The sequence below is a fragment of the Micromonospora yasonensis genome, assembly GCF_026013475.1.
GTDB lineage: Bacteria > Actinomycetota > Actinomycetes > Mycobacteriales > Micromonosporaceae > Micromonospora > Micromonospora yasonensis.
Map to the genome: position 1 here is coordinate 1 of NZ_JAPDPH010000151.1, position 16,889 is coordinate 16,889.

A 16,889-nucleotide genomic window follows, 5' to 3' on the forward strand; every position below is an offset into this window, starting at 1 on the left:
TCCCACCCTTCTCGTACGCCTGCGCCCGCGCCTGCCGGGCCTTGCTCGCCGCCTGCCCGCGCACCCGGGCCACGGTCCGCGACGCCTGCTCGCGCATCCGCACCTTCGCCTGCCCGGCGGAGTGCCGGAGCAGCGCCTTCGGGTCGGCCCTGGCGGCCAACAGCTCCATCGTCTCACCCAGCTCCACCCGGGTGCGGCGGATCTCCTCACGGAGCGCCGCCACGTCCCCGGTCCCGTTGCCGGTCATGACCGCCTCCCGTCCTTCACCGCGGCGGTGACGGTGTCCACGTCCGCCCGGACGCTGCGGACCGTCGCCTCCGGCACCGGCGGGACGGCACGGCTGACCTGCTGCTTGCCGACCAGTGCGAAGATCCCGGCGAGCAGGAAGAGCCCCACCGCCACGATCAGGGCGGCCAGCCACGCGGGCAGCACCAGCGCCAGCAGCAGGATCGCCGTGGTGACCAGCGCGCCGGCGCCGAAGAATGCCATCACCCCGCCGCCGCCGAACAGACCGATCCCGATCCCCGCGTGCTTGCCCTTCTGGGTCAGTTCCGCCCGGGCCAGCGCCAGCTCGTCCCGCACCAGGCGCGTGGCCTGCTCCGTGGCCCGCTGCACCAGTTCGGCGGTGGACGGCTCGTGCCCGTTCCGGGACGCGCTGCGACTCGCGACGTCAGCCATGCTGTCCTCCTTTCATCATCACCGCGCTGTATGCCCGGAGTCGCCGCCCGTCAATCCTGCGCGGCGCGGCCGGTCGGCCCGGCCGCGCGCCACCGTGCCCCCGGCCCACCGGGCGGCGGGCCGGAGTCGGGGCGTGTGCAGCAGGTCCCCCGGAACCGGCGGAACAAACCCGGCGGAACCGAGATATCCACCGGCCGGGGAGGAAAGGAGGGGCCCCTTGTTAACAGACGTCTGTTAACAAGGGGCCCCTCCTTACCCGTCAGCGGCGGGCGTCGGCGGGCTCTTCGTTGCCGCTGAAGACCTCGCTGCGGGCCTCGCCGTCGTCGCTGCCACCGAAGACCCGCGCATCGTCTGGGATGTCGGTGTCGGGCGGGCGGCGCAGCGTCCGGCGCGGCGCCACCACCTGCCAGGGCAGCGGCCCGGTGGCGTCGCCCACCTCGGCGCGCATTCGGGGCAGCGCGGTCGGCCGCTGGTCGCGGATCCAGGCCACCAGGTGCTCGCGGACCAGGCAGCGCAGGTCCCAGAGGCTGCCCGCGTCGGCGGCGCTGACCAGGGCGCGGACCTTCACCAGGCCGCCGGTGGCGTCGGTCACCTGGAGCACGCACACCCGGCCGTCCCACAGCTCGGTGTTCTCGCAGAGCCGGCGCAACTCCTCCCGCATCGCCTGCACCGGCACCGCCCAGTCGACGTCGAACTCGGCGGTGCCCAGCACCGCCGCCTCGGTCCGGGTCCAGTTCTGGAACGGGTTCTTGGTGAAGTACGAGGTGGGCAGGATCAGCCGGCGGTCGTCCCAGATCTGCACGACCACGTAGCTGAGGGTCAGCTCCTCGATCCGGCCCCACTCCCCCTCGACCACGACCACGTCGTCGAGGCGTACCGCGTCGCTGAAGGCGAGCTGGAGGCCGGCGAAGACGTTGCCCAGCAGACTCTGGGCGGCCAGGGCGGCGACCGCGGCCGCCACGCCGGCGGAGGTCAGCACGCCGGCGCCGATGCCGCGTACACCGGGGAAGGTCATCAGCAGCACGCCGAGGGCGAGCACCACGATCACCGCGATGGTCAGCCGGCGCAGCAGCACCACCTGGGTACGTACCCGGCGGGCGTGCCGGTTGTTCGGCACGTCCATCCGGAACCGGGCCAGCGCGGTGTCCTCGACCACCACCAGCAGCGAGGCGACCACCCAGGCCGTCGTGGCGATCACGGCCAGCACCAGGGCGTGCAGGAGCACCTGCCGCCACGCGCTGCCGACCGCGTAGAGGGTGCTGAACCGGACGCCGAGTTGCACGGCGAGCGCGGTCGCCGCCACCTGGAACGGGCGGTGCGAGTGCTCGGTGAGCTCGGTCATCAGCAGCGACCGCCGGCCGAGCCGACGGATGACCCGGTGCACCACCTCGACCATGAAGAGAGCGACCGCCGCCGCGACGATGGCGGCGACGGCCGTTCCGAGGTAGTTCTGCACGGACGTGTTCTCCCTCCAGCCGGGTGAATCGGGCAAAGGCCCAATGGTGCCCGGTGGCCCGGTTATCGACCAGGATCAGACCCGGCGGTACCGGGACTGGAGGAAGCAGTAGATGCCGAAGGCGGCGATGCCGATTGCGGCGAGCGTCAGCAGCGCCGGCCCGTACGACTGGTCGCGCAGGGTACGCAGCGCGGCGTCCAGGCCGCGGGCCTTCTCCGGGTCGTACTTGACCGCCGCCACCACGATCAGCAGGCCGGCGAGGGCGAAGACGACGCCCCGGGCGACGTACCCGGCCATGCCGAGCCGGCGGGCCACGGTGTGCGTCCGCGGGCTCATCTCGCCGGTCTTGAGGTTCTTCTCGAACTTCTTCTTGAGGCCGTAGACGACCATGCCGATGCCGATCGCGGCGAGCACCAGGCCGGCCAGCCCGACCAGGAACCGCCCGTCGCCGGAGGTCATCAGTTTCTCGGAGAGCTGCTCCTGCTGCCGGGACGCGTTGGCGCTGGCGTCCTGGAAGACCTTGATCGCGGTCCAGCCCAGCCAGACGAAGACGATGGTGCGCACCACGGAGGCGATCCGCTCGAAGAGCCGGTCGCGGCCGGGCACGCCGCGGTGGCCGATGACCGCCTCGAAGGCCTGCCAGATCGCCATGGCGAACAGCCCGACGGCGATCGCCACGAGGAGGAACTTGCCGAGCGGCTGGGCGCCCAGCGTTCGCAGCGCACCGTTCTGGTTGCCCTCCTCGCCCGACTTGCCGAAGGCGATCTGCAGCGCGAGCCAGGCGAAGAGGAGGTGCACGATCCCATAGCCGATGAAGCCGGCCCGGGTCAACAGTTCGAGCCACCTGCTGTTCGCGGCCTGGGCGGCGGCGGCTCCGGCGTTCCGGGTGAGAGACATGGCCGCTCAATCTCCCGGCGCGAAGATTTCCAAACGTCGGCCGCCGCCGCCCGGACCCGGACCGGTCGATCAGCTGTTGGCGTTGCGCGCCACCCGGATGACCACCTGCTGGTCGGTGACGCTGTCCAGGCTCACCTGGAGGCCGCCCACCTCGGTGGCCTGCTGGCCGACGGTGAGCGAGAGCTGCTCGCCGGCCACCTCGACGGTCACCTGGTCGCCCTGGGCGCCGATCAGCTTCGCCTCGACGCCGAGAATGCTGGCGCTGGCCTCCACGCCCCGGTCGAAGGTGACCGTGCAGGAGTCCAGGCGGCAGTCGGTGGAGGCGCCCTCCGAGCTGCAACCGGCCAGCAGTGCGGTGCCGAGGGCGAGGCCGGCGAGCAGGCCGGCGGCGCGACGGACGGGGGTCTGCGAGGGGGAAACGCGTCGGTTCGTCACCCGGGCAAGGGTACGAGACGCGGACCAGCCCGCCCTCCGGGCGAGGTGTGAGGAGGGGCCCCTTCACCCCCACCAGGCGTTGTCAGGGGGCCCTTCCTTCCGCGCTAGGGTGCCGGCATGGCGTTCGACATCGGCCGGATCCGGGCCGCGTACCCAGCCCTGACCGAGGGTTTCGTCCACTTCGACGGTGCCGGTGGCACCCAGACCGCCCAGCCGGTGATCGACGCGGTCGCCGCCGTCATGCGTGCCGCAAGCGGCAACCGGAGCACGGCCTTCGTACCCGGCCGGCGGTCGCTGGACCTGGTCGCCGCGGCCCGCTCGGCGGTGGCCGACCTGGTCGGCGGGCAGCCCGAGGGCGTGGTGCTCGGGCCGAGCGCCACGGCGTTGACGTACACGCTGGCCCGGACGCTCGGCGCGGGCTGGCGGCCGGGCGACGAGGTGGTGGTCTCCCGGCTGGATCACGACGCCAACGTACGGCCGTGGGTGCAGGCGGCGGAGGCCGCCGGCGCGACGGTCCGCTGGGCGGAGTTCGACCCGGCGACCGGCGAGCTGCCCGCCGGCCAGTACGCCGACCTGGTCGGCGAGCGCACCCGGCTGGTCGCGGTGACCGCCGGCAGCAACGCCATCGGCACCACACCGGACGTGGCGGCGATCGCCAAGACCGCCCACGCGGCCGGCGCGCTGGTCTGCGTGGACGGGGTGCACGCGGTGCCGCACGGCCCCACCGACCTGGCCTCGCTCGGCGCGGACTTCCTGGTCACCAGCGCGTACAAGTGGTCGGGGCCGCACCTGGCGGCGATGGTCGCCGACCCGGCCCGGTGGGCGGCGCTGCGGCCGGCGAAGCTGCTCCCCTCCTCCGACGCGGTCCCGGACCGGTTCGAGTACGGCACGCCGAGCTTCCCGCTGCTGGCCGGCGTAACCGCCGCGGTGGACCACCTGGCCGCCCTCGACCCAGCGGCGGCCGGCAGCCGCCGGGAGCGGGTCCGGGCCGGGCTGGCCGCCGCCCAGGCGCACGAGGAGGTGGTCTTCGACCGGCTGCTCGCCGGGCTGGCCGCGCACCCGGCCGTCACCGTGTACGGCTCACCGGCCCGGCGCTGCCCCACGGTGTCGTTCCGGATGGCGGGGCTGGCCCCGGCCGAGACCGCGGCGGCGCTGGGCGCGGCCGGTTTCTGCCTCTCCTCCGGCGACTACTACGCCTACGAGTACTTCCGGACCATGGGGCTGCGGGACAGTGGCGGCGCGGTCCGGGCCAGCGTCTACCACTACAACACCGTCGAGGAGGTGGACCGGTTGCTCGCCGAACTGGACCTGCTGACCGGTGCCCGGGAGAGAATGGCCCGGTGAGCTTCCTGGTCGAGGAGAACCCCGCCAAGCGCCGGTTCGAGATCCTGGTCGACGACGCGCTGGCCGGGTTCACCGCGTACCGGCTGAGTGGCGAGGTGCTGGTCTTCAACCACACCGAGGTGGACGAGCGCTACCAGGGCATGGGCGTGGGCGCGGCGCTGATCAAGGGCACCCTGGACCAGGTCCGCGCCCGCGGCGACCGGGTGGTGCCGAAGTGCCCGTTCATGGCCGCGTTCATCGAGCGCCACCCCGAATACGCCGACCTGGTGGTCCCGGCACCCTGAGCCCGGGGGCCGCGCCGAGCGGGAATGTCGTGACCGGGTTCGCTACCGCTCCACCGGGCGGGGGTCAGCGGGCGCCGGCCAGCAGCTCGGCGGCGGCCTGCGCGGCGGCCCGGGTGGCGCCATGGGTGGCCACGTGCACCGCGCCGATGACCAGCTCGGGCACGCCCAGCTCGACCACCACCGCCTCCGGCCGGGCTGCCAGGGCCCGGGTGACCGCCGCCCGCATCCAGCCGTGGCGGTGCAGGTCGCGGACCACCAGCACCAGCGGACGGCCCGCCGATCCGGTGCCCAGGTCGGCCGGGACCTCGCCCTCGGCGTACCGGGCGGTGGTGGTGCCGGGCACCAGTCCGGCCAGCGGGGCGGCGATCCCCCACGGGGTCTCCGCGCCGATCGCGATGTTGCGCGGCGGGGCGAACTCCACCACGTGCGCCGGGCCGGCCAGCGGCAACCGCTCGGCTCCGGCGGCCACCCGCAGCGCCCGGCGGGCGGCGGCCAGCCCGACCGCCGAGCCGTACGCGCCCCGGACCACGGCCGGCCGGTCGGCCCGCGCCGCGGCGGTCCACGCGGCGAGCTGGCCGACCCGCTTGGCGGCCTCGGCCAGCCGTTCCTCGGGCAGCTCCCCGGCGACCACCGCGGCCACGATGGCGTCCCGCAGCTCGGCGGCGTCGGCCTCGGTGGCCCGTTCCCCGCCCACGCAGATGGCGTCCGCCCCGGCGGCGAGGGCGCGCACCGCCGCCCCGGCGAAGCCGTACCGGTCGGCGACCGCCCGCATCTCCACCGCGTCGGTCACCACCACCCCGTGGAAGCCCAGCTCGTCCCGGAGCAGCCCGCCGAGGATGCGCGGGCTGAGCGTGGCCGGCAGCTCCGGGTCGAGCGCCGGCACCAGCAGGTGCCCGGTCATCACCGCCTGCGCCCCGGCGGCCACCGCGGCCCGAAAGGGGGCCAGCTCGACCGCGTCCAGCCGGGCCCGGTCCCCGCCGATGCGGGGCAGGTCGTGGTGCGAGTCGACCCGGGTGTCGCCGTGGCCGGGGAAGTGCTTGGCGCAGGCCGCCACCCCGCCGGCCTGGAGCCCGCGTACCCAGGCGGCGGTGTGCCGGGCCACCAGGGCCGGGTCGGGGCCGAACGAGCGCACCCCGATGACCGGGTTGGCCGGGTTGGAGTTGACGTCGGCGTCCGGCGCGTAGTCGAGGGTGATGCCCAGCCCGGCCAGCTCGGCGCCGAGGTCGCGGGCCACCTCCTCGGTCAGGGCCACGTCGTCGACCGCCCCGAGGGCGAAGTTGCCGGGGCGCGAGCTGCCCCGGGCCGACTCGATCCGGGTGACGTCGCCGGCCTCCTCGTCGATCGCGACGATCACGTCGGGCCGCTCGGCCCGCAGCGCCGCGGTGAGCGCGGCGAGCTGCTCGGGTTCGACGACGTTGCGGGCGAACAGGACCACCGAACCGAGCCCCTCGCCGAGCCAGCGGCAGACCCAGGCCGGCGGGGTGGTGCCGACGAACCCGGGTTGCAGGACGGCCGCGGCCAGGGCCGCCAGGTCCGGGCTCGCTCCCACGATCCGCTCGCTCATGCGCTGTCGTACCCCCGTCTCCCCCACGGCCCGCCGCCCCGGCGGTGCTGACATGGTCACACCCACGTCCCTAAATAGTCAACATTCCTAACTGTTAGCTGCTGGCGGTCCACAGCACGGAGTGGGAGAGTGCGACCATGCACCCCGCGCTGCTCGCCGACGCCACCACCGCCGCCGACATCCCCGGCGTACGCCTGCTCGGCCTGGTGGTCGGCGGCCTCTTCCTGCTGATCGCGATCCGCGCGATGTTCCGCCGCTGACCGGGCGTTCGGACCGCCTCCCGCCGGGGTACGCACCGGTGTCCGTGCCGCACTGGCGAGGGGGACGTGTGAAGATCGGCTACTTTCTGTCCAGCGAGGAGTTCACCCCGGCGGAGCTGCTGGCGCAGGCCCGGGGCGCGGAGCGGGCGGGGTTCGCGGCGCTGTGGATCTCCGACCACTACCACCCCTGGCTCGACGCGCAGGGGCAGAGTCCCTTCGTCTGGTCCACCATCGGCGCGCTCAGCCAGGTCTGCCGGCTGCCGGTGACCACCGCGGTCACCTGCCCCACCACGCGCATCCACCCGGCGGTGATCGCCCAGGCCGCGGCGACCAGCGCGGTGCTGCACGAGGGCCGGTTCGTGCTCGGGGTGGGCACCGGCGAGGCGCTCAACGAGCACATCCTCGGTGCCGCCTGGCCGCAGACCGGCGTCCGGCTGGAGATGCTGGCGGAGGCGGTCGAGGTGCTGCGCGAGCTGTGGCGCGGGAAGTTCGTCAACCACCACGGGAAGCACTACACCGTCGAGCACGCCCGGGTCTACACGCTGCCCGACACCCCGCCACCGGTCTACGTCTCCGGCTTCGGTCCGAAGTCGATCGAGCTGGCCGCCCGGATCGGCGACGGCTACATCAGCACCGTGCCGGACGCGGACATGGTCCGCCGGTTCCGGGACGCCGGCGGCGGGGACAAGCCCTGCCAGGCGGGCTTCAAGGCGGCGTACGCCGACAGCGAGGACGAGGGCGTCCGGATCGCGTACCAGAAGTGGCCGAACGACGCCCTGCCGGGCGAGCTGTCCCAGGTGCTCCCCTCGCCGCGTCACTTCGAGCAGGCCACGCAGCTGGTCCGGCCGGAGATGGTGCGGGAGTCGTTCGTCTGCGGCAACGACGCCGACGCCCACCTGGAGATGATCGACAGGTACGCGAAGGCCGGCTTCGACGAGGTCTACGTGGCCAACACCGGGCCGAACTGGCAGGGGCTGTTCGATCTCTACCAGCGCGAGGTGCTGCCCCGGCTGCGCTGACGCTCAGCCGACGCCGAGCGCCCGGCGGAGCCGCTCGTCGCCGGCCGGGGTGCCGAGCGCGGCCCGTTCCTCGGGATGGTCGACGTAGAACCGCAGCACGTCGGCCAGGTACCAGGGGTGCACCGGCAGCCAGCCGAGCGTGACCAGTGGCGCGCGCACCGGGCTCAGCACCAGACCACGCCGTTCGACCAGCTCCGGCCGGGCCACCCGGAGCCGCAGCGTGTTCCCGGACCCCTGGCGCGCCGGGGTACCGGGGGTCATGGCCGCCCAGGGGATGCTCCGTTGGCCGCTCACATCCCAGATCTCCACGCCGACCGGGGTGAGGTCGACCCGGGGACGCCCGGTGAAGACCGCCATCGCCAGGAGCGCCACCAGCAGCAGCCACACCGCCACCAGCAGCGCCGTCAGGGCGGGCAGCAGGTAGCGCAGCGCGGGGGGTGCTTCGGGATCCCGGAACAGGTCGAGCCCCGCCGGGTACAGGGTGGGCCCGGTGACGGCCAGGGCCTGCCCGAACACGAACCAGCCGAAGCCCCGGCCGGCGGGCACCCGGCGGCGGCCCGGACCCGCGTCGACCAGCCGGGTCGGCCGGTGCCAGGGCCCTCGCTGGCTCAGCACCGCCGCCACGAACGCCACCACGGCCAGCAGGATCTGCACCGTGCCCAGCAGGAAGCCCGCGTCGTGCCCGAGCGTGCCGGTCGCGGTGAGCACCATCCGGACGACGCCGAACACCAGTGCCGCCGCGAGCGCCGTCGCGGGGGCACGGGAGACCAGCGGCGCCGTGACGCGGGACGGGGCCGGAGCGGTCGGGGAGGCCATGACGGCATGATGGCGCATCGGCGCAATCACCGCGTCGCGCGTCCGGCGCGCCGACCGGTACGGTGCTCCGCGGAGGTGGCGGGATGACCGACCCGACGACCGCGACAGCACCGCCGCAGCGACCCCTGGCCGTGGCACTGGCCGGGTTCCTGCCCGCGGTGCTGCTCAACGCGGCGCCGCCGCTGCTGGTGCTGCGCTACGTCCACAGCTTCACCGCGACCGCGAGCCCGGACAGCGGGTTCAACCTGTTCACCCTCGGGGCGGCGGCCTTCCTGCTCGTGGACGCCGCGTTGCTGCTCCTCGCGCTGGTGGGGCTGTTCCGGCCGGCGGCGCGCCCGTGCGCGGCGGGCTACCTCGTCGGCGTCTTCGCGGTCGTCATCATCCTGGTGGCGGTCGCGCCGTTCGTGGGGTGAACCGCCCCGGTTTCGGCGGTGATCGCCGGGGGTACCTGCGGGCACTGATGAGACTGACCACGCACTCGACGACGTTGCGCCGCGCGGCCCGCAGCCTCTTCGGCTGGACCGCGCTCCGGCCGAACCAACTGGCCGCCATGCGCGCGGTGATGAAGCGACGCGACGCCCTGGTGGTCCTGCCCACCGGTGCCGGCAAGTCGGCCATCTACCAGATCCCGGCCAGCCTGATCCCCGGTCCCACGGTGGTCGTCTCCCCGCTGCTCGCCCTCCAGCAGGACCAGATCGCGGCGCTCAACGAACGGCAGCGCCCCGAGCTGCGGGCGGTACGGATCAGCTCCGACGAGACCGCCGCACAGCAGGCCGAGGCGATCGACGAGATCCGCCGGGGTGGCGCCGAGTTCCTCTTCATCACCCCGGAGGCGCTGAGCAACCCGGACCGGCTGGCCGAGGTGCGGTCGCTGAGGCCGGCCCTGGTGGCGGTCGACGAGGCGCACTGCATCTCCGCCTGGGGGCACGACTTCCGCCCGGACTACCTGGCGCTCGGGCACCTGATCGAGGGCATCGGTCGGCCGCCGGTGGTGGCCCTGACCGCGACCGCCTCCCCGCCGGTACGCGACGACATCATCGCCCGGCTCCGGTTGCGCGATCCCGAGGTGGTGGTCTCCGGGCTGGACCGACCGAACCTGTTCCTCGAGGTGGCGTACTGCCCGACCGACGACTACCGGTGGCGGCGGCTGATCGCGCTGCTCCGCGACGACCGTCGTCCCGGCATCATCTACATGCCGACCCGGCGGGCCGCCGAGGACGAGCGGGAGCTGCGGGAACTCGCCGCGTTGCTGCGTACCCGGGCACGGACCAAGAAGGAGCTGCGCGAGCTGACCGGCCTCGGCCCGCGCAAGCTCGGCCAGTACCTGTCGCTGCTGGAGCAGGTGGGCGCCGCCGAGCCGCGCACCCGCCGGCGCGTCGGCGCGCCCCGGTACGCCGCCACGGCCGCCGAGTCCGGCCGGGCGGCGCTCGCCGAGGCGGAGCGGCAGCAGGCCGTCACCCGGTCGCGTACCGACATGATGCGGGCCTTCGCCGAGACCACCGGCTGCCGCGGCCAGGCGCTGCTGGCGTACTTCGGCGAGCAGATGCACGAGGTCTGCGGGCACTGCGACAACTGCCACGCCGGCACCAGTCTCGCCGACGAGGGGGCGGTGGGCCCGTTCCCGGTGCACAGCCAGGTACGCCACCCGGAGTGGGGCGCCGGCCTGGTGCTGAGCTACGAGGAGGACCGGATGACGGTGCTCTTCGACGAGGTCGGCTACAAGACGCTGTCCGTGCGCGTGGTGTCCGAACAGGGCCTGCTGACGCTCGACTAGCCTGACCCGGGCACCGGGACGGTGCCCGTCGACAACCACGGCGAAAGGGGCTTGATCGTGATCGAGCAGCCGGCGTACACCGGGTTCGGTTTCTCCGACGAGGAGTGGGGCCTGCTGGTCGGGCTGCCGCAGGCGGTGCTCGCCGCGGCGAGCGCGGCCGAGTCCGACGGCACCAAGCGCACCATGGCCGAGAACGCCGCCGGGCTGGAGACAATCTCGGCCGGGCGGGAGTCGGCCAGCCCGCTGGTGGCCGCCGTGGCCGGCGAGGTCGTGTCCCGGGTGGGCGACCCGGAGGCCGGCGCGGAGCTGCCGGTCATCGCGCCCGCCGATCCGCCGGCGATGATCGACGACGTGCTCGCCCGGGCCGGCCAGGCGGCGGCCCTGCTGGCCGGCAAGGTGGACGAGGGGCAGGCCGGGGCGTACCGGCACTGGCTGGTGGAGATCGCCGAGCAGGTGGTCACCGCGACCTCCACCGGCGGCATCCTGGGGCTCGGCGGCGACGTGGTCAGCGACTCGGAGCGCCGCTTCCGGGACCGGCTGTCCCAGGTGCTCAACGACTGATCCCCTACCCCGGCCCGGGCAGCCGGGCAAGCGAAGAGATGATTGCCGTCACTGACGGATGTCGGACGCCCCAGGAGGTCGCCCCCGCGGCCGCCCGGGGCGTCTTCGACAATGACGGGTGACGGACGGCCGGGGAGGGTCGTTGATGGACGCCACGCTGCAGCAGCACGTCCTCGACACGGAGCAGGTGCCGGCGCCGGAGCGCTTCGGGCTCTGGCTGGACATGATCGCCGACTCGCCCGCGCCGCTGCGGGTGCGGACCGAGCACGCCGACGACTTCGTGGCCCGGGCGGAGTTCATCGAGCTGGGCCGGATGCGCCTGATCCGCTACCGCTACCCGTCGCTGGACTGCGTCCGGACCCCGAAGTTGATCCAGCGGTCCGACCCGGACTACTACTCGCTCGCCCTCACCCTGACCGGCACCGGCGTCGCCGGCCAGGAGGGCCAGCAGAGCCACTGCCGCCCCGGCGAGTTCACCTTCTACGACTGTTCGCTGCCGCACGAGGTCAGCCACCACGGGCTCGACCACGGCCGTGAGCACGCCAGCTCGGTCGTGGCGTTCATCCCGTACGACGCGCTGCCGCTGTCCCGCAGCCGGCTGGCCCCGCTGTTCGCCGGCCGGATGTCGGGCACCGAGGGGATCGGGGCGCTGCTGGCGGACTACCTGGTCCAGGTCAGCAGCCATCCGGAGCAGTACCACGCGGCGGACGCCGAGCCGCTGGCCGACGTCGGACTGGATCTGATCTCCACCATGCTCGGCCGATACCTGGTGTCCGAGGACGCGGTGCCGACCGAGGTACGCCGCCGTGCACTGCTGTCCCAGATCCACTCCCACATCCGCCAGCATCTCGGGGATCCCACGCTCAGCCCGCAACTCGTCGCCGACGCGCACCACATCTCGGTCCGTTCCCTGCACCGGCTCTTCGAGGCCGAGGAGACCACCGTGGCGGCGTACATCCGCGACCAGCGACTGGAGCGGTGCCGACGCGACCTCACCGACCCGGCGCTGCGGGACCTGCCCATCCAGGTGGTCGCCGGCCGCTGGGGGTTCCGGGACAAGGCCCACTTCAGCCGGACGTTCCGGGCCGCGTTCGCGGAGACCCCGCAGGCGTACCGGACGCACCACCTGGAACGGGCACGGATCGTCAACACCGTGGCGTCCGCGGTCAACTCGTAGCGGACATACTGGTGTGGGCCGTTCGCCGGGAGACCGGCGCGGCCCACTGGTATCGGGGGGCCGTGGCGAGGCGCCCGCGACGGTCCGTCGCGGGCGGCCGCCCGGTGCCGACGCCGCCGCCGGCCGACGACGCCCACACCGGACTCCGGCCCCGTCGTACTCCCCCCAGGACCGGCGGCGGGGCCGGTCAGCCTGCCTCCTTCAGCAGGACCAGCACCGCCTTCTCGATCGACTCCCGGCGCATCTCCGGCTCCACCGGGGCCAGCACACCGTCGTGGTAGAGGTCGACCACCCGGGGGTCCACGTAGGACGTCCGCGCCACGGTGGGGGTGTTGCCGAGCAGTTCGGCAACCGAGCGCATCACCGCGGCCAGCGCACGCCGGCGGGCCGTGGTCGAGCGCTGGGCGCCGGCCGTGGCCAGTTCGGTGGCGGCCAGCACGGTGGCGTGCCAGGTACGGAAGTCCTTCGCCGTCATCTCCCCGCCGCTGGCGTCGCGCAGGTAGTCGTTGACCTCGTCGCTGCGCACGTCCCGCCAGGCCCGGCCGTCCCAGTAGCCGAAGAGGCGCTCCTGCGTACGCCGCCGGCGGCGCAGGTCGGTCAGCACCCGGCACAGCTCGGCGTCCTCGATCCGGCGGACCTGCTCGATGCCGCCCTTGGCGGGGAACTCGAAGACCACGCAGCCGCGCCGGGAGCGGGCGTGCTCGGGGCGCAGCGTGGACACGCCGAAGGTGGGATCGTCCCCGGTGGCGTACTGATCGCTGCCGACCCGGAACATGCCCATGTCCAGCAGCCGGGTGACGGTGGCGAGGACCCGTTCCCGCCGCAGGCCGCGCAGGGTCAGGTCGTGGTCGACCCGGTCGCGCAGCGCCGGCAGCCGGTGCGCCACCTCCAGCACGTGGTCGAACTTCGCCTCGTCCCGCTTCTGCCGCCACTGCGGGTGGTAGAGGTACTGCTTGCGCCCGGCCGCGTCGATCCCGGTGGCCTGGATGTGCCCGTTCGGGTACGGCGCGATCCACACGTCCTGCCAGGCCGGCGGGATCACGAGCTCGCGCAGCCGGGCCAGCTCGTCGGGGTCGCGCACCGGCTCGCCCTTCGCGTCGACGAAGAGCCAGCCCTTGCCGCGCCGCCGTCGCCCGTACCCCGGTCGGCCCGGATCACTACGCCGCAATCGCACCGGAGCCCCGCACCGCCCGTTCCGCGTCGTCCACGGCAGCCAGCACCTCGTCGACTCCGATGGCCGCCAACGTCGGGTGGGTACCTACCCCGGCCGGAGCGGCCCAATCCCGCTCGGCCCCGAGGCGGCCCGTGACGCCGAGCACGCGGTGTCGGGGGCGGTCCGGCGGTGGCCCCCAGTGCGCCGGCGGCACCGGGCCGAAGAGCACCACCGAGGCGGTCCCGTACCCGGTGGCCAGGTGGGCCACTCCGGTGTCCCCGCTGACCACCAGCCGGGCGTCGGCGACCAGGGCGGCCAGCTCGGCCAGGCCGGTCCGGCCGGCGAGCACCGCCGCCGGCGGCAGCCCGGCGGCGACGGCCACCCGGTCGACCAGCTCCCGTTCGTCCGCACTGCCGGTGAGCACCACCCGGTGCCCCCGGCCGGCGAGGGTCCGGGCGAGCGCCGCGAAGCGCCCGGCCGGCCAGCGCTTCGCCGGGATCTTGCTCCCCGGGTGCAGCACGGTGGCGCCGGCCGGGACCCCGGCGGCGGGCGGGCGGCGCAGGGCCAGGTCGGCCGGGTCGGCCGGCAGCCCGTACGTGTGCAGCAGCCGGCACCAGCGGCGGACCTCGTGCTCGCCGTCGTCCCACGCCGGCCCGTCGGGGTGGCCGGCCTCGGCGTTGGCGAAGGCGAGCAGCCGGCCCGGTCGGGTGCCGGCCAGCGCCCGGTGTGACTGCGGGCCCCGGCCGTGCAGGTTGACCGCCACCTCCGGCGGTGGCCCCGGCCAGGCCAGCCGGTCCGGGCCGTCGGTGGGCAGCACCCGGTCGACCGCGCCGACCAGGTCGGCCAGCGGCGCCAGCCAGGCCGGCGCGGCCAGCACCAGCTCCCGGCCCGGGAAGCCGGCCCGCAGGCCGCGCAGCGCCGGCACCGCCGTGGCGAGGTCGCCCACGCCGAGCGCGCGGAGCACCAGGATCACGGGTACGAGGACTCCTGCTCGGCGCAGACCACCATCTCCCGTACGCAGCTGCCGGGCGGCTGGGAGATGGCGAACATGATCGCGGCGGCGGTGTCGGCGGGTTCATTGAGCGCGGCGTCCGGTCCGGGGCGGTACTGCGCGTCCCGCTGGTCGAAGAAGGCGGTCCGCATACCGCCCGGGATGAGCAGGGTGACCCCGACGATGCCGGCCAGCTCGGCGGCGAGGGCCCGGGTGAAGCCGACCACCCCGAACTTCGCCGCGCAGTACGCGGTGGCGTCGCCGACCGCCTTGACCCCGAGGGTGGAGGCGACGGTGACGATGCTGCCCCGGGACGCCTCCAGGTAGGGCAGCGCGGCCCGGATCACCGCCGCGGTGGCGAGCAGGTCCACCGCGACGATCCGCTCCCAGGTCTCGGCCGCGACGTCGGCCAGCTTCCCCGGGACGTCCATGCCGGCCGCGGTGACGACGGCGTTCAGCCCGCCGGAGCGTTCCGCCAGCGTGCGGGTGGCCGCCTCGGCGGCCCGGGTGTCGGCCAGGTCGCACTCGATCCAGGGCACCCCGTCGCCGGGCCGGCGCCGGTCGAGCACGAGGGGCCGGCCGCCGGCCCGGGCCACCGCGGTGACCACCGCCGCCCCCAGCCCGCTCGACCCGCCGGTGACCAGGACGATGGGGCCGGCACCGAGGGGTGGATCGCTGCTCATCGTGCTCCCTCCGCCGTCGACCGGCGGACCGGCTTCCGGCGCGCCTCGGCCGCCGGGACCGCCGCCTCCGGCCAGGTGGCCGAGCCGCGACCGGACCGGGCCGCCGCGATCATGTCGGTGGTGGACCGCCCGTCCAGGTACGGCACGACCACCGTGTGCCCGCCCCAGCGGGCCAGGATCTCCGCCTCGGGCAGGGTGTCGTCGCCGCCGCCGGTGGCGTAGTCGCCGCCCTTGACCCAGATGTCCGGGCGCAGCCAGGACAGCGCCGCGTGCGGGGTCGGCTCGTCGAAGATCATTACGGCGTCGACGCAGCTCAGCGCGGCGAGCAGCCGGCTCCGGTCGCCCTGCGGCACGACCGGGCGTTCCGGGCCCTTCAGCCCGGCCACGCTGGCGTCGGAGTTCAGGCACACGACGAGGCAGTCGCCGAGCTGGCGGGCCGCCTGAAGGGTCGCCACGTGCCCGGCGTGCAGCAGGTCGAAGCAGCCGCCGGTGGCGACCACCGTGCCGCCGGCCGCGCGTACCTCGGCGACCACCGCGCCGGCCGCGGCCGCCCCGATCCGGTCTCCGCCCCCGCCGACCACCACCGGCGCGGCCGTCCGCACCGGTGCGGGCAGCGCGGCGGTCACTCCCCCGCCGGCCACGTACGCGGACGCCTCGGCCACCGCCTCCTGCACCGCCTCGGAGACCAGCGCGCCCCGGGCCAGCGCCAGGGTGGCGGTGGCCGCGAACCGGTCCCCCGCCCCGCAGGTGTCCCCCTCGGCGGCCGGGGCGGGCACCACCAGCGGGGTGGAGCCGGCGTGGCAGAGCAGCGCGCCGTCCCCGCCCAGGGTCACCGCCACCGCGCCGGCCTGCCAGCGTTGCCGCAGCGCCTGCGCGCTTCGTGCGGCGGTGACCAGCCGGGACGCGCCCTGCGGGGCCTTCGCCAGTTCCCGCGCCTCGGACTCGTTCGGGGTGGCCAGGTGCACCCCGGGCACCGCCGCCGGGCCGCGCGGGTGCGGATCCCAGACCACCGGGGCGCGGGTGGCCGCGAGCGCGGCCCGCAGCGCCGGCTGTCCGGCGACACCCCGGCCGTAGTCACTGACCAGCACGGCGGACGCCGTGGCGATCAGGCGCAGCACCGCCTCGCTCGGCTCCCCCGGCTCGCCGGCCCGACCGCCCCGGTCGTGGCGCAGCAGCACCCGGCCCCGGGCGTGCAGCCGGATCTTCTCCGGGGTGGCGCCGGCCAGCGGCAGCGCGTACAGCTGCACTCCGGCGGCGGCGAGCAGGGAGCCGAGCTGGGCCCCGCCGGCGTCGTCGGCGACGGCGGTGACCAACGCGACGTCCGCGCCCGCGGCGGCGGCGAAGATCGCGGCGAGGCCGGCGCCGCCGGGCCGGTCGACGTACGTGGTCTCGTCGAGCACCGGCACCGGGGAGTCCGGGCAGAGCCGGTTCACCGTCCCCTCCACGTCCCGGTCCAGCAGGGTGTCACCGATCACCACCACGGGTCCCGTCATGCTCGACCTCCTCATCGGGCCTGCACCTCCCGGTCGGGGGCGTCTGCGAGCACCACCTCGACACCGGTCCGCACCGGGGCGGCCCCGGTCCGGGCCGCGAGGGCCGCCGGCAGGGCCCGATCGACGTACTCGCAGAGCACATGGGTGGCGACCAGGTGCAGCTCCTGCACCACCTGGCTCTCCGGCGAGTCGATGGCGAGGGTCTCGTGACACAGTTCGGCGAGCGGGTTGGGGGTGGGTCCGGTGAAGGCCCAGCAGCGCAGTCCGGTGTCGCGGCCGGCGTGGGCGGCGGTGAGGAGGTTGG

Annotated in this window: 19 protein-coding genes and 1 pseudogene; 8 read left to right on the forward strand and 12 right to left on the reverse strand. The window is 74.8% G+C overall.

Annotated elements, in window-relative coordinates:
* The 5 genes from ONA70_RS25225 to ONA70_RS25245 all read right to left on the reverse strand — a co-directional run.
* The coding region (locus tag ONA70_RS25225) for a DUF3618 domain-containing protein (RefSeq protein WP_265008970.1) at positions 1-247 on the reverse strand (247 nt) is incomplete at its 3' end.
* On the reverse strand, positions 244-678 hold the full coding sequence (locus ONA70_RS25230) for a phage holin family protein (protein ID WP_265008971.1): 435 nt from the start codon (positions 676-678) through the stop codon (positions 244-246). The genes ONA70_RS25225 and ONA70_RS25230, both read right to left, overlap by 4 nt.
* A 259-nt stretch (positions 679-937) precedes the next feature.
* Entirely contained in the window at positions 938-2,134 is a 1,197-nt protein-coding gene (locus ONA70_RS25235) for a mechanosensitive ion channel family protein (protein ID WP_265008972.1), read from the reverse strand.
* Between the two features lie 75 nt (positions 2,135-2,209).
* Positions 2,210-3,031 carry a DUF1206 domain-containing protein gene (locus ONA70_RS25240; protein ID WP_265008973.1) on the reverse strand — a complete coding sequence of 274 codons (822 nt, stop codon included), beginning with the start codon at positions 3,029-3,031 and terminating at the stop codon, positions 2,210-2,212.
* A 69-nt stretch (positions 3,032-3,100) separates the two neighbouring features.
* Entirely contained in the window at positions 3,101-3,466 is a 366-nt protein-coding gene (locus ONA70_RS25245) for a hypothetical protein (RefSeq protein WP_265008974.1), read from the reverse strand.
* Between the two features lie 117 nt (positions 3,467-3,583).
* On the opposite strand from ONA70_RS25245, the gene ONA70_RS25250 reads away from it, so the two are divergent.
* Together ONA70_RS25250 and ONA70_RS25255 are read left to right on the forward strand one after the other, a co-directional pair.
* Entirely contained in the window at positions 3,584-4,810 is a 1,227-nt protein-coding gene (locus tag ONA70_RS25250) for a cysteine desulfurase-like protein (RefSeq protein WP_265008975.1), read from the forward strand.
* Entirely contained in the window at positions 4,807-5,094 is a 288-nt protein-coding gene (locus ONA70_RS25255; RefSeq protein ID WP_265008976.1) for a GNAT family N-acetyltransferase, read from the forward strand. The genes ONA70_RS25250 and ONA70_RS25255 overlap by 4 nt, the downstream gene beginning before the upstream one ends.
* 64 nt (positions 5,095-5,158) lie before the next feature.
* Here ONA70_RS25255 and ONA70_RS25260 read toward each other — a convergent pair whose 3' ends face one another.
* Positions 5,159-6,658: a glycoside hydrolase family 3 N-terminal domain-containing protein gene (locus ONA70_RS25260; RefSeq protein ID WP_265008977.1), complete on the reverse strand. Its 1,500-nt coding sequence runs from the start codon at positions 6,656-6,658 to the stop codon at positions 5,159-5,161.
* A 137-nt stretch (positions 6,659-6,795) separates the two neighbouring features.
* Between ONA70_RS25260 and ONA70_RS25265 the strand changes: the two genes are divergently transcribed.
* A complete protein-coding gene (locus tag ONA70_RS25265) occupies positions 6,796-6,918 on the forward strand; it encodes a hypothetical protein (RefSeq protein ID WP_255352235.1) in 123 nt (40 codons plus the stop codon).
* A gap of 68 nt (positions 6,919-6,986) precedes the next feature.
* Complete coding sequence (locus ONA70_RS25270) at positions 6,987-7,937, forward strand: TIGR03557 family F420-dependent LLM class oxidoreductase (protein ID WP_265008978.1); 951 nt, start codon at positions 6,987-6,989, stop codon at positions 7,935-7,937.
* 3 nt (positions 7,938-7,940) lie between these two features.
* On the opposite strand, the gene ONA70_RS25275 is transcribed toward ONA70_RS25270, so the two are convergent.
* Positions 7,941-8,753, reverse strand: a complete 813-nt coding sequence (locus tag ONA70_RS25275) for a hypothetical protein (protein WP_265008979.1) — start codon at positions 8,751-8,753, stop codon at positions 7,941-7,943.
* A gap of 83 nt (positions 8,754-8,836) precedes the next feature.
* On the opposite strand from ONA70_RS25275, the gene ONA70_RS25280 reads away from it, so the two are divergent.
* From ONA70_RS25280 to ONA70_RS25295, 4 genes are all read left to right on the forward strand, one after another.
* Positions 8,837-9,166 (forward strand): hypothetical protein, encoded by a 330-nt coding sequence (locus ONA70_RS25280; protein ID WP_265008980.1) that lies wholly within the window; start codon positions 8,837-8,839, stop codon positions 9,164-9,166.
* Between the two features lie 47 nt (positions 9,167-9,213).
* Positions 9,214-10,527: a DUF3553 domain-containing protein gene (locus ONA70_RS25285; RefSeq protein ID WP_265008981.1), complete on the forward strand. Its 1,314-nt coding sequence runs from the start codon at positions 9,214-9,216 to the stop codon at positions 10,525-10,527.
* 57 nt (positions 10,528-10,584) lie between these two features.
* Positions 10,585-11,088 carry a hypothetical protein gene (locus ONA70_RS25290; protein WP_265008982.1) on the forward strand — a complete coding sequence of 168 codons (504 nt, stop codon included), beginning with the start codon at positions 10,585-10,587 and terminating at the stop codon, positions 11,086-11,088.
* A 145-nt stretch (positions 11,089-11,233) separates the two neighbouring features.
* A complete protein-coding gene (locus ONA70_RS25295; RefSeq protein ID WP_265008983.1) occupies positions 11,234-12,265 on the forward strand; it encodes a helix-turn-helix domain-containing protein in 1,032 nt (343 codons plus the stop codon).
* Between the two features lie 187 nt (positions 12,266-12,452).
* On the opposite strand, the gene ONA70_RS25300 is transcribed toward ONA70_RS25295, so the two are convergent.
* The 5 genes and pseudogenes from ONA70_RS25300 to ONA70_RS25320 all read right to left on the reverse strand — a co-directional run.
* Positions 12,453-13,439, reverse strand: a complete 987-nt coding sequence (locus ONA70_RS25300; protein WP_265008984.1) for a DNA topoisomerase IB — start codon at positions 13,437-13,439, stop codon at positions 12,453-12,455.
* On the reverse strand, positions 13,423-14,391 hold the full coding sequence (locus ONA70_RS25305; protein ID WP_265008985.1) for a glycosyltransferase family 9 protein: 969 nt from the start codon (positions 14,389-14,391) through the stop codon (positions 13,423-13,425). The genes ONA70_RS25300 and ONA70_RS25305 overlap by 17 nt, the downstream gene beginning before the upstream one ends.
* Positions 14,388-15,092 (reverse strand): SDR family oxidoreductase, encoded by a 705-nt coding sequence (locus ONA70_RS25310; RefSeq protein WP_265008986.1) that lies wholly within the window; start codon positions 15,090-15,092, stop codon positions 14,388-14,390. The genes ONA70_RS25305 and ONA70_RS25310 overlap by 4 nt, the downstream gene beginning before the upstream one ends.
* A complete protein-coding gene (locus tag ONA70_RS25315; RefSeq protein ID WP_265008987.1) occupies positions 15,089-16,585 on the reverse strand; it encodes a PfkB family carbohydrate kinase in 1,497 nt (498 codons plus the stop codon). The genes ONA70_RS25310 and ONA70_RS25315 overlap by 4 nt, the downstream gene beginning before the upstream one ends.
* A gap of 11 nt (positions 16,586-16,596) precedes the next feature.
* Positions 16,597-16,889 (reverse strand): annotated as a pseudogene (locus ONA70_RS25320) (phosphoheptose isomerase); the annotation flags it as partial.

Bases quoted from the DNA above. Each gene is read 5' to 3' on its own strand.
- ONA70_RS25295 (WP_265008983.1), top strand. From the start codon at position 11,234: ATGGACGCCACGCTGCAGCAGCACGTCCTCGACACGGAGCAGGTGCCG.
- ONA70_RS25250 (WP_265008975.1), top strand. From the start codon at position 3,584: ATGGCGTTCGACATCGGCCGGATCCGGGCCGCGTACCCAGCCCTGACC.
- ONA70_RS25285 (WP_265008981.1), top strand. From the start codon at position 9,214: ATGAGACTGACCACGCACTCGACGACGTTGCGCCGCGCGGCCCGCAGC.
- ONA70_RS25315 (WP_265008987.1), bottom strand. From the start codon at position 16,585: ATGACGGGACCCGTGGTGGTGATCGGTGACACCCTGCTGGACCGGGAC.
- ONA70_RS25240 (WP_265008973.1), bottom strand. From the start codon at position 3,031: ATGTCTCTCACCCGGAACGCCGGAGCCGCCGCCGCCCAGGCCGCGAAC.
- ONA70_RS25280 (WP_265008980.1), top strand. From the start codon at position 8,837: ATGACCGACCCGACGACCGCGACAGCACCGCCGCAGCGACCCCTGGCC.
- ONA70_RS25265 (WP_255352235.1), top strand. From the start codon at position 6,796: ATGCACCCCGCGCTGCTCGCCGACGCCACCACCGCCGCCGACATCCCC.
- ONA70_RS25230 (WP_265008971.1), bottom strand. From the start codon at position 678: ATGGCTGACGTCGCGAGTCGCAGCGCGTCCCGGAACGGGCACGAGCCG.
- ONA70_RS25310 (WP_265008986.1), bottom strand. From the start codon at position 15,092: ATGAGCAGCGATCCACCCCTCGGTGCCGGCCCCATCGTCCTGGTCACC.
- ONA70_RS25260 (WP_265008977.1), bottom strand. From the start codon at position 6,658: ATGAGCGAGCGGATCGTGGGAGCGAGCCCGGACCTGGCGGCCCTGGCC.
- ONA70_RS25275 (WP_265008979.1), bottom strand. From the start codon at position 8,753: ATGGCCTCCCCGACCGCTCCGGCCCCGTCCCGCGTCACGGCGCCGCTG.